This window comes from uncultured Maribacter sp. (genome assembly GCF_947496775.1).
Taxonomy (GTDB): Bacteria; Bacteroidota; Bacteroidia; order Flavobacteriales; family Flavobacteriaceae; genus Maribacter_B.
The window spans coordinates 624,897-637,919 of the sequence record NZ_CANMDU010000001.1 but is presented as its reverse complement, the minus strand read 5'-3'; the positions used below and the strand labels follow the sequence as shown (position 1 = coordinate 637,919).

General features: G+C 30.6%; 17 protein-coding genes. 2 read left to right on the top strand and 15 right to left on the bottom strand.

Annotation, left to right across the window (positions count from 1 at the left end; genetic code table 11):
• Positions 1–2: 2 nt before the first annotated feature.
• The 4 genes from Q0856_RS18115 to Q0856_RS02930 are packed head-to-tail and all read right to left on the bottom strand — an operon-like array spanning position 3 to position 2,111.
• Entirely contained in the window at positions 3–308 is a 306-nt protein-coding gene (locus Q0856_RS18115; protein ID WP_366139584.1) for an AAA family ATPase, read from the bottom strand.
• The gene (locus tag Q0856_RS18110; protein WP_366139583.1) at positions 305–490 is read right to left on the bottom strand and encodes a hypothetical protein; all 186 of its coding nucleotides are present in this window, start codon (positions 488–490) and stop codon (positions 305–307) included. The genes Q0856_RS18115 and Q0856_RS18110 overlap by 4 nt, the downstream gene beginning before the upstream one ends.
• Positions 487–1,719 (bottom strand): sigma-70 family RNA polymerase sigma factor, encoded by a 1,233-nt coding sequence (locus Q0856_RS02935; protein ID WP_298502408.1) that lies wholly within the window; start codon positions 1,717–1,719, stop codon positions 487–489. Before Q0856_RS02935 ends, Q0856_RS18110 begins: the two co-directional genes overlap by 4 nt.
• A 50-nt stretch (positions 1,720–1,769) precedes the next feature.
• Complete coding sequence (locus Q0856_RS02930) at positions 1,770–2,111, bottom strand: YciI family protein (RefSeq protein WP_298502406.1); 342 nt, start codon at positions 2,109–2,111, stop codon at positions 1,770–1,772.
• A 655-nt stretch (positions 2,112–2,766) separates the two neighbouring features.
• On the opposite strand from Q0856_RS02930, the gene Q0856_RS02925 reads away from it, so the two are divergent.
• Together Q0856_RS02925 and Q0856_RS02920 are read left to right on the top strand one after the other, a co-directional pair.
• Positions 2,767–3,522 (top strand): SDR family oxidoreductase, encoded by a 756-nt coding sequence (locus tag Q0856_RS02925; RefSeq protein WP_298474012.1) that lies wholly within the window; start codon positions 2,767–2,769, stop codon positions 3,520–3,522.
• A gap of 80 nt (positions 3,523–3,602) precedes the next feature.
• Positions 3,603–4,184: a TetR/AcrR family transcriptional regulator gene (locus Q0856_RS02920; RefSeq protein ID WP_298474009.1), complete on the top strand. Its 582-nt coding sequence runs from the start codon at positions 3,603–3,605 to the stop codon at positions 4,182–4,184.
• Positions 4,185–4,515: 331 nt separating this feature from the next.
• Here the strand turns inward: Q0856_RS02920 and Q0856_RS02915 are convergent, their stop codons facing one another.
• From Q0856_RS02915 to Q0856_RS02865, 11 genes are all read right to left on the bottom strand, one after another.
• Positions 4,516–5,058, bottom strand: a complete 543-nt coding sequence (locus Q0856_RS02915; RefSeq protein ID WP_298502403.1) for a hypothetical protein — start codon at positions 5,056–5,058, stop codon at positions 4,516–4,518.
• Between the two features lie 10 nt (positions 5,059–5,068).
• Complete coding sequence (locus Q0856_RS02910) at positions 5,069–5,599, bottom strand: DinB family protein (protein WP_298474003.1); 531 nt, start codon at positions 5,597–5,599, stop codon at positions 5,069–5,071.
• 158 nt (positions 5,600–5,757) lie between these two features.
• The gene (locus Q0856_RS02905) at positions 5,758–6,273 is read right to left on the bottom strand and encodes a cupin domain-containing protein (protein WP_298502400.1); all 516 of its coding nucleotides are present in this window, start codon (positions 6,271–6,273) and stop codon (positions 5,758–5,760) included.
• 4 nt (positions 6,274–6,277) lie between these two features.
• Positions 6,278–6,889 (bottom strand): NAD(P)H-dependent oxidoreductase, encoded by a 612-nt coding sequence (locus Q0856_RS02900; RefSeq protein WP_298502397.1) that lies wholly within the window; start codon positions 6,887–6,889, stop codon positions 6,278–6,280.
• A gap of 57 nt (positions 6,890–6,946) precedes the next feature.
• The gene (locus tag Q0856_RS02895; protein WP_298502394.1) at positions 6,947–7,777 is read right to left on the bottom strand and encodes a sigma-70 family RNA polymerase sigma factor; all 831 of its coding nucleotides are present in this window, start codon (positions 7,775–7,777) and stop codon (positions 6,947–6,949) included.
• A gap of 570 nt (positions 7,778–8,347) precedes the next feature.
• Positions 8,348–9,124: a hypothetical protein gene (locus Q0856_RS02890; protein WP_298502391.1), complete on the bottom strand. Its 777-nt coding sequence runs from the start codon at positions 9,122–9,124 to the stop codon at positions 8,348–8,350.
• A 382-nt stretch (positions 9,125–9,506) separates the two neighbouring features.
• A complete protein-coding gene (locus tag Q0856_RS02885) occupies positions 9,507–9,857 on the bottom strand; it encodes a DUF4180 domain-containing protein (RefSeq protein ID WP_298473988.1) in 351 nt (116 codons plus the stop codon).
• Between the two features lie 262 nt (positions 9,858–10,119).
• On the bottom strand, positions 10,120–10,644 hold the full coding sequence (locus Q0856_RS02880) for a GNAT family N-acetyltransferase (RefSeq protein WP_298502389.1): 525 nt from the start codon (positions 10,642–10,644) through the stop codon (positions 10,120–10,122).
• 237 nt (positions 10,645–10,881) lie between these two features.
• Entirely contained in the window at positions 10,882–11,328 is a 447-nt protein-coding gene (locus Q0856_RS02875; RefSeq protein ID WP_298502387.1) for a hypothetical protein, read from the bottom strand.
• Positions 11,329–11,408: 80 nt separating this feature from the next.
• Entirely contained in the window at positions 11,409–12,146 is a 738-nt protein-coding gene (locus Q0856_RS02870; protein ID WP_298473980.1) for a hypothetical protein, read from the bottom strand.
• 109 nt (positions 12,147–12,255) lie between these two features.
• The gene (locus Q0856_RS02865; protein WP_298502385.1) at positions 12,256–12,864 is read right to left on the bottom strand and encodes a hypothetical protein; all 609 of its coding nucleotides are present in this window, start codon (positions 12,862–12,864) and stop codon (positions 12,256–12,258) included.
• Positions 12,865–13,023 lie beyond the last annotated feature (159 nt).

The following is a 13,023-nucleotide window of genomic DNA, read 5'->3' as shown; positions in this document are numbered from 1 at the left end:
ATTTATTTCGTTATTAGTATACCACCATGCATTTCAGAAGCTAGCGGTTTTTTGAACCAAGCTTCCATAAAGTTAAAATTTTCTTTACTAACTTCAAATTCAAGAGTAACTCTTTTTTTGGTATTTCGTTTTAGAATTCTTTGTAACCTAGTTTCTTTCGGAATGTCTAAAAAATGAGCAATAAGTTCATATCCATTTTTCGAAGCAAATTTTCTGAATGTCTCATGATGTCTCAATTTAGAAAACCCTAAATCTAGAATGGCATCTGTGTTTGTTTGTTCTAATTGTTCAATTAGATGGATAATCATTTTTTAGTTCTTTCAATTCTTTCTAAAAACCACTCTAGACCATTTGAAGGCTTTTTATCTGCAAGAAATAAGATGTTGTTCCATGTATCTATCGAAAAAATAATGCCATTCGTTTGTGTTTTTAATTCATAGGCATAGGTTGTTTTTCCAGAACCCGTGTTACCTACTATTAAGTGTATCATTTTTTGGCAAGATTTAGTTTCTTTTTTAGAAGGAGAATATCTTCCTTGTTTTTGGTTTGTTGTATGGCCAGATTAAGGTGCTCTATATGCTTGGCAGTATCTAAACCTTCGTATAACTCCGCTAATAAAGCTTGGTATAAATGATTACCTGTTAAATCTATTTTTAAAGCTTCTTTTAAAGCAGGTGTTTTACCTTCTGCCATAGCCAAGGCGTAAGTTCTATTTAATGCTGTTACGGGAGAATATTCAATTTGTAAAAGTCTATTGTAGAGTTGTAAAATATTTTGCCATTTTTCTTTAAAATGGTATGTAGTACGCGTGTGCCAATACGCAATTAATGCTTCTAAATGGTATTTTGTTATTAGGTTTTCTTTGGCTGATTTGTTGAGGTAGATTTCACCTTGAGCAATCAGTTCAAAGTTCCATTTTTTTTTATCTTGTTCGTTATACAAAATTTGTTCCCCTTTTGCATTTGTCCTGGCATCTAATCTAGAGGCTTGAAAACAAAATAAACTCATTAAAGCATTTACCTTTGGTATGCTTGTGCCTTTATTTTCTGTTAATAGGTGTAGCATGCGCATAGCTTCTAAACACAGTTCTTTACTTATAGTTTTGTCCGCTGTGGAAGAATAATAACCTTCATTAAAAAGTAAATATAAAATGGATAGGACATTATCTAGTCTTAATTCTAATTCCTTGGTAGGAGGAAAGGAAAGACTAATTTGGTTAGCCCTTAATTTTTCTTTAGCTCTATAAAGTCTTTTGTTTATAGTTTGTTTGGTGCTTAAAAGAGCATTTGCAATTTCTTCAATTCCAAATCCACATAGAATTCGTAGGGCTAGCGCTATTTGAGATTCACTAGATATTATGGGGTTGCAAATGGCAAAGAGCATTTGTAATTGACTGTCTTTAATGTTTCTATCGGAAAGGTCAATTTCTATTTCTTGACTCCCTTTTTTTTTCGAAAGTTCGGGGGTTATTTTCGTTTTAAAAATGAAATCTCTTTTAAAGTAATCTTTGGCGTTGTTTTTAGATACCGTATATAACCACGCTTTAGGGTTATCTGGTATACCATGAAGTTTCCATGTTTCTGCTGCTTTTAAAAAAGAATCACTAACAAAGTCTTGAGCTACTTCTATATTTTCTAAACCAAAAGTTTTACAGAGTACAGAAACAATTTTGCTGTATTCGGTTCGGAATAAATGAGGTATAAGTTTGTTTTCCTTCATTGTTATAGATAGTTGGATGTTTCTTTTAAAAAAACATCCAACCTTTTTGTCTAATTAAAAACCATAACATCTCGTACTTCAATAGTTCCGCCTCTCAAAAAAATTGGACAGCCTTCCGCTAATTTAACAGCTTCTTCTAATGTTTTAGCTTTGACAATGGTGTAGCCACTAATGTATTCTTTGATTTCTGTATATGGCCCGTCTGACACAACAGAATTTTTGGTTACTGTTTTTCCTTCAAAACCTAAAGCATTGGTACTCACAAATTTGTCTTGGGCTGCAATGCCGCCAATCCAATCGTTCCACAAGGTTACCATTTGCTGCATTTGCTCCGGGGATGGTTTTGGTTCATCACTTTTTTCATTTCTAAAAATCATCATAAATTCTTTCATAATTATTTGTTTTGTGTTCGTATTATTATGACGATTACTTTTCTATAAATAGGACATTGAAATAATAGAAAAATATTTTCCCATATTAGTTTTATTAAGAATCACAACTAAAAAAATTGTAAACATTTTATTCGTATTTACAAATCATTAGGTTTAGGTATAGTTCTATATAAAGTTAATGTTTTTGCGGTATAGAAAACGGAATAAGTTTATTCATTTTACTATGACTTCTGACATTTCTATAATACTATAAAAATTAATTTGTTAAAAGATTTTCCTGGGGAAACGTAGCTGAATTTCTTTTTTAATATAATACTTTCTGTTAGGTCTTCTTCTTTTTTTCAGAAATAAAAAGATTCTTGCTTATAATGCATCTTTCAAAAGTATTAACAGATTGCGATATTAATAGCTGACTTGTAATTGTATATTATACCTAAGAGTTCTCTATGTTTTTATGGACATTTTGGAAACATAAGCATTTTTCGTTCTAGAGAATTTATTAGCTCTTTCGCCTTCAACGGGTACTCCTTTAAGTAATTGATTTCCTTCTAAAATAAAAATGAAATATTTATTTGGAACAATCGTTCTGTTATTTGTATGTTTGTATTCAGAACAAACGTTCCAATATTTTAATAATTAAAAAAACAAGTATTAAATGAGTACATTAAGAGGAAAAATTGCCGTTGTTACCGGTGGGAATAGTGGTATCGGATTTGCAACCGCTAAAGAGTTTAAAAGCCAAGGGGCAACCGTTGTAATTACGGGAAGAAATTTGGATAAAGTGCAATCTGCAGCACAGGAATTAGATGTTAAAGGAATTGTTGCAGATGTAAAGAACCTATCTGCTATAGATGATTTGGTAGCGCAAGTAGGGAGTGATTTTGGAAAAGTAGATGTATTATTTGTAAATGCGGGTATCTTTCAACCAGCTCCAGTAGGTCAAATAAGTGAGGAAATGTTTGACCATCAGGTAGGGATTAATTTTAAAGGGGCATTGTTTACTACGGAAAAGTTTCTTCCAATTTTAAATGATGGTGCTTCTATTATAAACTTATCGTCTATAAATGCATATACAGGTATGCCTAATACGGCAGTTTATGCAGCGACTAAAGCGGCATTAAATTCTTATACTCGTACTGCTGCAACAGAATTAGCGCCAAGAAAAATTAGAATTAACTCTGTGAATCCTGGGCCAGTTGCTACTCCAATTTTTGGGAAAACAGGAATGGATGAAACCCAATTAAGTGAAATTACAGAAGCTATGCAAAACCGCATTCCTTTGAGGAGATTTGGAGAGTCTCAGGAGATAGCTAAATTAGTTTCTTTTTTAGCGTCCGATAATGCTTCTTTCATTACTGGTGGTGAATATAATATAGATGGAGGCACTAATATTAACCCTTTATTAGGGTAATTTTTAATTATATTTGGAATAGAAAATTCCAATATTTTATATTTGTGGGAGCGTTTTTCGCTTCCACTTTTTTATTTAGTATGCCAAGAGTTAAATTATTTGATGAAAAAGAAGTCCTAATCAAAGCAATGCATTTGTTTTGGAAGCAAGGTTATGCTGCTACTTCTGTACAAGATTTGGTAAATTCTTTGGGTATTAATAGGGCTAGCCTGTATGATACTTTTGGCGATAAAGAAAAACTTTTTAAAAAGGCATTTGCGTATTATAGGAAAATAAACAATGACGCCTTAGTTGCGTTTCTAAAAAAATACCCCAATGTTAAAGAAGGTTTTACGGCTTTGTTTAATGCATCTATAAACGAAGCGGTTTCGGATATAGATTGTAAAGGTTGTTTTGTTGTAAATAGTATAGCCGAACTTATTCCAGGGGATGACCATATGGTTAGATTAATTCAAGAAAATCAGGAATTTATGGAGGTTACCTTTTTCGAATACCTTAAGAAAGGGAAAGAAAACGGGCAGTTAAAAACAACCCAAGATTTAAAATCCTTAGCGTATTTATTATATACCATTCAGGCAGGAATTAAAATAGTTTCTAAGGCAGATGTAGATAAAGAAAAACTACTAAAATCTGTGGAGGTAGGTTTGTCTTTGTTAGTATAAATGTTTCTTCGCTATTGTAGATTAACCTATGTATGATCATATATAGTTTCTGCTAAATGGCTCTGCAATAAAAATGACTTATCTCTTCGCTTCATCTAAAAATATCATCTAGGACCTTAACGTCAATTTCTAAAACAAACTAATTGTTCCAATAAATTAATTTTCTTGTACCAAGTTTCTCTTAGATTTACGGTCTAAAAAAATCTAAGGTATCTTCTAAATTATAACGATTGGGAATCTTATCACATCTAGAATTAAAAACAACAGGGTTGTTTAGGTAGGTGGTAAAAGTTTCAGTAATTTCTATAGTGCAGTTTTTTAATTCAAATCATTAATAACGCTTCTTTTTTTCAATTACTTGCCCTTCTATATGTAATTGATTTGTAGTTTCTTTTATTCCCATAATATCTGTGGAAATGACAGATTTGAAACTATACTTAATACGGTATATATTGGTTAGTTTATCTAAAACCTTCTTCCTAGGAACAATAATGTCTAGTTTTCTTTTGTAAAAGTTTAAGGAACCTATTCCTATACAAATAATAGAAAGACCTATTACGAGTATAGTTATAGTAAGTGTAGAGAAAAAACCATTTTTTAAAAGTTGAATACTAATGTAATAGGCTAAATAAATTACAAGTACACCAATTAACGAATAAAGAGCACAGTGCATTAGGGCTAATTTTTTAGTGTATCTGGTATCTTCGTATTCTCCATTTATTTCAAAAAGCTTTTCTTTCAGTTTTTTGCCTAATTTTATTTTGGAGCATTGTATATTAAATTCTCCTTTCTTATTCGTTAGGCTACAGATAATACCTTCTTTTAAATTAGAGGATTGCAAATCACATAATTCACAATGTTTTGATTTCTCCATTATTATTTTCTTACCTCTTTAAATATAGTTTTTTTATTAATTGAATATGATGTAATTCATGCCCAAGAATATGATACCCCAAAGCTCTTGCACTTGCTTCGTGTCCATTTGCAATTCCTATGCGCTTTAAAGATCTATCCGAAAGGCCATTAAATAACGTAATAGTAGAGAGTCTTATAGCTTCATATTCTTCCATTATATTGTTAATTGTCCTTTCTGATGTGTCCGAATAGAGGTTGTAATCTTCTTGTTCAAATCCTGGAAAATTCGTCTTGTCATTTCTGGCAAAAGAAAGCGCTCTATATCCGTATATTCTTTCATCATCAATAATGTGAACTAAAACTTCTTTAATAGACCATTTGTTTTTTGCGTATTTATAGTCTAATTCTTCCTGAGATAGATTGTTAATTAACCTTTTTGTTTTCTTTAAGCTAGATTGTAGCTGCTCTAAAAGACTACCATCTTTCTTTACTAGTTTCATATACATTTCTGCGTAGGGAGGATACTCCTTAGGTGATGGAAAATCAATAGTTTTAATCATTCTTTTTTATATTTTTTCTCTAAGAGTAAAATCAAAGAGGATATTGGAGCAATATAAATAAACCTTTGGACCTTGCCCAAAGTTATAGTATTTCATCAGGTGTTTATGTTATACTCTCTTCTAAAAAAAATGAAGTGAGTGTATTTTAGTTCCTTGTTTTATTCTCTAATAGGAATCATATTAGAGGTGTCCACAGGAAAACTATCATATTTGTTGTATAGTTTTAAATACTTTTCTGCATTAATAGGGACTTCACTTAAAGTATCTTTTAGACCTCTAAAAAAACCTTCTCTCTTTTGCGATGGGTTAAAAATCAAGGTTAATTTTACAGTTTCATTAGTGTCGTTTTTAAATCCGTGAGGTGTAAATTTAGGAATATAAGCAACAGAGCCAGGGGCAGCTTGATATTCTTTATTTGCTGCTTGTATGGTTAAAATTCCTTGGTTTACAATAAAGGTTTCATCCATAAATCTATGATAATGTAACTTTGCGCCTATAGACATAGGTGGTAGAGATATCTCGTAAACTCCTAATTGGTCTTTAGACATTTCACTAGTTACTTTAAATGTAATAGATATAGAATTAAGGTCTAATTTTTCACCTTCATTGGGTTTAATTATAGTAGCATTATCTTCTAAATGGTCTTCAAAATAATCTTCTTTAATGGAGTTCATAATTTTAGTTCTTAAATATTTTGGTAATGCTGTTTTGTAATGCAATTTTATTTTGGGCTGTTATTTTACTATCACTTGTGCCTTCTAATGAAAATATTTTTTCAGTTTTAATTCCCATATGCCCTAGAATTGCCTGTAGGTAAGGTTCCTGAAAATCGTACTGTTCCATAGGAGAGCCTTTGTATACGCCGCCCTTGGAAGTTATTATATATGCTGTTTTATCTTCTATTAGACCGTAATAATTACTTTCATTTAAACTAAAAGTGTGCCCTATTCTAACAATTTGATCTAGATATGCTTTAAGGTTCGATGGAATATTTAGATTATATAATGGACTACTGATTAAGATTTCATCTACAGATTTTAATTCCGTAATTAATTCGTCGGATAAAGAAGTAGCTTTTTTACTTTCAGGGGTCATATGTGCTACCGGCGTATAAAACCCTTCAATAGTATTGTTTTGAATGTGTGGCACTTGATGTTTCGCTAAATCTCTACGAATAACAATTCCGTTAGGGTTATTTAAATGCCACTTTTTTTCGAAGTAATTTGCTAATTCCCTGGAATGAGAACCAGTAATTCTGGAACTACAATCTATTCTTAATAATTTTTTCATCTGTTGATTTTTTATGTTCAATAGAAAGACAAGAACACAAGAAAAAACGTGACAGGTTTACACGCAAAGCGATTTTAATTTCTTTGGATCAACTATAGAATAAATACTTTTAATTTTCATTTTTTCTAGCTCCAAGACTTGGCAATTATATAAAGAATCCTTTTGATAAAATAAAACAGCGGGTTGGTGGTTTACCGAACTAATTTTAAATTTTAATCCAGTTAAAAATGCTCGATATACATATATTAGTAATTTAGATGTAGCAGTTATTCCCGTGGTTAATTCTCTGACCACTTTAATGTTTCTTCCGCCATCTGCAGCCAATAAAATGTCTTTGGATAATAGCATTTCTAAAGCAGTAACGTCTCCATTTTTTATGACCTGAATATAATTTTCTATGGGCAAAATATTTTGTAATGGAGTTTTGTTGACCCTTGGTTTGTGTTCTACTATTTTAGCTTTAGCTCTACTTAGTAGTTTTCTGGAATTTTCCACTGTAGAATCAATAACCTCTGAGATTTCTTTATGCGAATAATCAAAACCATTTTTTAAGATAAAAACAGCTCTTTCTTTTGCAGATAATTTTTCTAAAAGCACTAACATAGAATAGCTAATAATTTCTTTACTATCAATGCCATTATCTGAAGTTTCGGTGGCAATAGGTTCGGGTAACCACATGCCTGTATTTCTAATTTTTTGGTTACGCTTTTTTAAGTTAATAGCGGCATTAATTACCGATTTAACTAAATATCCAGTTTCGTTTTTAACCTCTTTATTGTTATGCGCAATGTGCTTATAGATTACCTCTTGCACAATATCTTTAGCATTATCTACAGTGCCTAAAATATTATATGCGTACGGAAACAATTTTTCTTGATAATTATTCAATTTTGCTATTTTATAGAAACAGACAATTTAGTCATTAAAAACGTGACATTTTTTTTGAAGGATATAATAAATAGATTTTAAGGAATGTGTTTTTCCTCTTTTACTTTTAAACAATTTTCTTGCGGTCTTTAAAGCTATTAATTATATAGCTTGGCTTTTGTTTTTCCAATTCTTTTCATGTATTGTTTCCATAGGTGGCACCACAAGCAAGTATTTTTTTACGAAATCCATGTTCCAACAATTTCATCTAATATCCGTTTACCACTCTCGTGTTTTTTGGTATAATTTCTATACCCACTTCCGTTCAGAATTCCCATCGTATATCTTCCGGTCACATCTCCGTTAGATTTAGTTTGGCTAAAAATGATTTTACTAAAATCAATATTTGCAGCAATGAAATAGTCATTTTTGGTTCTCCAAAATTCACTTCCTTTTGGAAACTTCGAAGGCTATTTAAATTTAACCTTTTAATTATTGGATTTTAGATTGTTCAAGTCAATTTAATAGCTTAGTCCAAGTTTTACATTTATTATTCTTTAGAGCATTAACTATACAGAATGTTGGGTACTGTTATTCATTGAGATGAAAATCGGGAATATCGGGAATATTGTTCGTATACCAACGTCCATTAATACGTGCTCCTATTGGATAAAATTCAATTTTTTCTCCTTTTATTATTCCTATTGAACCAAATCCAATCGATACTATTCTATTATTAAGTAATACTGGCAAATTAAACTCACGAGATGTCCAAGTATCATCATCATAATTATAAATCTGTAATTTATCATTAACTATTACTCCGATAGAAGCTATTCCCATGGGATTTAACATAAGTGTTACAAGCCTTCCTTCATTGGGAACACTAAAATTGGATATCCTAGTATCTAAAATCCATTTATCGTCTTTCGCCCTATAAAATGTTATTTTACCTTCTTTTAAAATCCCTATAATTCCTAAGGTAATGGAAATTATTTTTTCATTTTTTGAAAGGCTAAAATCAGGATATTCACCTGTTTTCCAAATTCCATCATTACTGGAATACTCATGAAATTTGATGGTGCCTTTACTAATGATTCCAATTGTACTTAGACCAATAGGTATAAGACCTTCATTTTTCGGGATACTAAACTCTGGAATCTTGGTAATTTCCCATGTATTATTTTTATTAATTTCATAGAATTTAATCTTATCATTTTTAATAGCTCCAAGTGTACCCCATCTTAATGCTATGAATTTATCAGTTTCGGTGACGTTATATTTACTAGTCGTATTACTATTTAAATATTTACAACTAGTGATAACGAAAAACTGGCTTAATAAAAATAATTTAATTGAATTACTCATTTGTTTTATTTATAATGTATTAGTTATACGCAATGGTTAGGATATGAAAAGTAGGCGATTAGGATGCACCGAACTAGGAACAAAAAGTTATGGCTTTATTATTGTTTGGCTTATATTTTATAATCATTTTTGGCGGGTCGTTTTTATTTGTGTCGTACAATTCTTAATCCAAGAAACTGTTTCAACCTGTAGTTTATTGTTGTGGGGTTGTAAAATATAAATTTTGTTTACTTGGATAATTTAAATCGAAAAACGGTTTGAATTTAATTATCCATTTTTCTTTTTGGCTACCATCACATAATTCAATAGTTATTTCAGGAATATGAACCATTTGCTTTGAAACAATTGTTTTTAAGTCGATTTTCGAAACATTCTTTTCTTATTATTTTTTTAATGCTTCGGTCGTTGAAGAAACAAAATTAACTTGGTTCCCCTTATTGCTTTCAAAGATAAAATCTTCCAGGCTTTTACTCTTATATATCGAGAAATCTCCAACAATAGCTAATTGAATACGGTAAGTAGAAAATTTTTGAAGAATTTCACCTGCCATTCTATTTTTGAGTTCAAAAAAATCTGGAATAATATTTTTTTGATGAATAATGATTTTATCAAACCCTTGATAATAGATGTTCCCTAATAAATTTAGTCCGTCTTCGACATTATTTATAATGTTCTGTTCTGACGATATTTCAACAATTTTTATATTATCTATTTCGTGTGTCTTTGTCTTCATTTTAAATCTATAACGTTTTTTTGAAAGTCACGTCCTAACATACAGCTACAGATTACCACTTATTTACATGTGGCACGTTGATGCTCATAATTAGGTGTTTTACACTCCAAAGATAAAAGTAAATACTTACAAAAAAACTCAAAGAATCAGGGTATTGAATTTTTGAGCTTAAAATAATACTGTTTTAAATTAATAAAGAATCTATTTGTTTTTTACCTTAGTTCTTTGTTGACAACCGGTTTTATATCCAATTTATAACAATTTATTTGTTGAAAATAATAGGGTGATATTTTTGAACAAATAAGTCAACATCTTTTTCAGATATAAAATTAGGATATGACATTAGTAATAATTGTAATGGAGATTGATCTTCTTTTATAGGAGGTATTTCGTAATGATGTTTATTTAGTTTAAATCCTACTCTTTCATAAAATTGTATTCTACGGTCATTAATTTTGGATGTAGGTAGTTCAACCTCTAGTATAATCGATTTGGCATCACGATTAATAAATTTATTTAGAATTAACTTTCCAATTCCTTTATTTCTTTGTTCTAAAACCGTGGCAAAGTGGTCTATGTATCTATACGTGTCAAAATCCCACCATAAGATAAATCCTATAAATTGATCCTTGTCTATTAAAACATCAAAATGATAACTGTCATTTTGTAAAATATATGATTGGTCATTTAATAGTCTTCGCTCTTCCATAGGAAAAGCATTTTCGTAAAGTTTCCACGCCTTTTGAAAATATTTATCTGAAATATTTTTTAGTCTTATCAGTTTCATACGTCTTGTTCTGAAGTAGGTTACCTTTTTTTTGTGCGGTTTAAAAGGTTAGGAATTCCAGATTTTTTTATTTTTTTAGATACAATTTGTAGTTTATATTTTGTTTGAAGTAAACATTTGTTAAGTGTGCCTATATTGAGACACCAATGTGTTCTAAAATTGTTGTAAATATATACAACCCCTTTGATTTAGCCCAAAACCCCATATTACGTTTAGGCATTGTTATAGCACGTTTTTTTAATTTCTTTTGGTTATTGCGAACGTTGAAACTCTCACTGGGCAAGAGACAAATTTATTCGAGTTTAAAGAAATATCCCCTTCCGACAATTCCTTATTAATTTCATCTTTTACATCTTCTTTGTCGATTGTTTCAATTTCATTTTTATCCAACCTACCAACGAAACCCCGAATTACACTTCTAATAAGCGGTTCTATTAGCATTGAGTTCAATTCATCTTTCGATTCCACCAAACAGTCTTGTTTTTCCGTTTGTTCAAATTCTACGGTATATGCAACGTTAAATTCAATTTCATTTCCATTAACGTCGAGAGTAGTCGTTTCAATTGCAGAAAGAAATTGTCCTTCGAACTCATTTTTAGATTTGCAATTGAGTAAAATCAGTAAGGTAATAAGAAGTGTTATTCTTTTCATTCTGTTTTTATATCCACTCTGCTTTAATTCCAATGCCATTCATTTGGTCAATAATCTCGTCTTTTGCAAAACATAATATAGCTCTTTTTAAGTTTGGAAATTGCTTTGCATCTTCAATAGTCTTCCCAACCTTCTCCGAACCTTAAAAGTTGCATATAAATTTCATTTCCCCCATCTTGATAAATCTCGGTTATTTCAGATGCATATTTCATAGGAATTGGCAATTCTTTAAAATATTGAGTTACTTCTGGTATGGGTTCATGACCTTCTTTTTCAATATCTATTTTCCTTTTACCGTACCACTCTACAAATTCATGTAAATCAAACTTGGGTTCCAAAAGTTCTTTGTTATACATTAATTCCTGAATAACGGACAACTTAAAGCCAAAATCTTTAAATTCAAGAACATTTTCACTTGGCTGCTCAATAACATATTTATCTTTTGGTATTTCTTTTTCTTTATAGAGATTTGATATAAGAACGGCAAAGAAATAGTTTGTTTCTTCTAGTTTAAAAACAGCATATTCTTGTGATTCAAAATAATCCATTTGAATCTCATTCAGAAAGGCTTTTTGGTTTATGAATAACTCACCTTGAAAAGAGTTAGTTAGTTCTGGTAGAAATTTAGACGGGTATTTCGATAAATGTAGATAAATCTCATCATAATCTTCTCCACAAGTATGAGAAAATGCAGATATGCCTAAATCATTCCAAACTACAAAAGTACTATCTTCAGGAAAAATTGGTTCCCCAAAAAGATTTTCAAGTGTTTCATACGAAACAGGAAACAACAATTCTTTTCCATTTATTTTTAAAGAACTATCTGTACAAAATATCTCTATATCTTTCATTTAGGCACTTGCTTAAATTGGCTGCAACGGTCTGGGCTATGAGTAGTTGCCAGGATTTTCATGAGTATGGGAGAACAAGCAATTACTTATAGCTATTGTTGTAAATTGTTTATAAATCCAGAAATAGTGCGTCTTTACCTAATTTAACCATTAATGCATTTTTGAATTCACTTTTCAATTCGGGCCAATTCCAAAAAATAATTGCAAAATTTGTAAAAATTAAACTGTTATTATAATCATACTTTTCAATTGGACTTTTGGTAAGACAATTATGACACTGAAGATTTATATTTTTACCAGATTTCCACAATGCAATACCGTCCCTTAATTCTTGTAAAAACTTAGTTCCATCGGGATCTTGTTCTAAACTACTTTCTCCGTAAAAAGTTGCAGGGTCAATCCCTTTGATTAAGTCAATTTTGCATTGGGGGCAGAAAACAACATCTGGTAATAAAAAATCTACCCCCCAGTCCCAACCTACGGTATGCATTATTTCTATTTTTTGGGTAATGAACTCAACTTTACCGTAAAAGTCTTGGTCTGCTATTATTTTTTTGCAACCTATATCCCCATAATAGGTATTGGGTGCTTCAAATACTAATGGTTGTGCTTTTGATGATATAATTTGTTGGTTTATCAGCCATTGCTTTATATTTTCCATTAGAATTTGTGGACTATCAATAGTTGCATTTTTTATAAAGGTGTTTGAAGTTTCCATATGACTAATTCAAATAATTTGCAACATACAAATAACCGTAAACATACGGTTATATTCTTTACGTAATCACTAGCATTTTGAGTAATTTTCCTACGTTAAAATAAGTTAATTTCAAGAAACGTTAAGATATACGGCATAATATGGAGGGTTTTTCCATTT

Excerpts from the sequence above, each read along its gene's own strand:
- Q0856_RS02870 (WP_298473980.1), bottom strand. The coding sequence starts at position 12,146 with ATGAAAGATATAGAGATATTTTGTACAGATAGTTCTTTAAAAATAAAT.
- Q0856_RS02915 (WP_298502403.1), bottom strand. The coding sequence starts at position 5,058 with ATGGAGAAATCAAAACATTGTGAATTATGTGATTTGCAATCCTCTAAT.
- Q0856_RS02865 (WP_298502385.1), bottom strand. The coding sequence starts at position 12,864 with ATGGAAACTTCAAACACCTTTATAAAAAATGCAACTATTGATAGTCCA.
- Q0856_RS02925 (WP_298474012.1), top strand. The coding sequence starts at position 2,767 with ATGAGTACATTAAGAGGAAAAATTGCCGTTGTTACCGGTGGGAATAGT.
- Q0856_RS02885 (WP_298473988.1), bottom strand. The coding sequence starts at position 9,857 with ATGAAGACAAAGACACACGAAATAGATAATATAAAAATTGTTGAAATA.
- Q0856_RS02900 (WP_298502397.1), bottom strand. The coding sequence starts at position 6,889 with ATGAAAAAATTATTAAGAATAGATTGTAGTTCCAGAATTACTGGTTCT.
- Q0856_RS02890 (WP_298502391.1), bottom strand. The coding sequence starts at position 9,124 with ATGAGTAATTCAATTAAATTATTTTTATTAAGCCAGTTTTTCGTTATC.
- Q0856_RS02935 (WP_298502408.1), bottom strand. The coding sequence starts at position 1,719 with ATGAAGGAAAACAAACTTATACCTCATTTATTCCGAACCGAATACAGC.
- Q0856_RS02930 (WP_298502406.1), bottom strand. The coding sequence starts at position 2,111 with ATGAAAGAATTTATGATGATTTTTAGAAATGAAAAAAGTGATGAACCA.
- Q0856_RS18110 (WP_366139583.1), bottom strand. The coding sequence starts at position 490 with ATGATACACTTAATAGTAGGTAACACGGGTTCTGGAAAAACAACCTAT.
- Q0856_RS18115 (WP_366139584.1), bottom strand. The coding sequence starts at position 308 with ATGATTATCCATCTAATTGAACAATTAGAACAAACAAACACAGATGCC.
- Q0856_RS02905 (WP_298502400.1), bottom strand. The coding sequence starts at position 6,273 with ATGAACTCCATTAAAGAAGATTATTTTGAAGACCATTTAGAAGATAAT.
- Q0856_RS02880 (WP_298502389.1), bottom strand. The coding sequence starts at position 10,644 with ATGAAACTGATAAGACTAAAAAATATTTCAGATAAATATTTTCAAAAG.
- Q0856_RS02920 (WP_298474009.1), top strand. The coding sequence starts at position 3,603 with ATGCCAAGAGTTAAATTATTTGATGAAAAAGAAGTCCTAATCAAAGCA.
- Q0856_RS02910 (WP_298474003.1), bottom strand. The coding sequence starts at position 5,599 with ATGATTAAAACTATTGATTTTCCATCACCTAAGGAGTATCCTCCCTAC.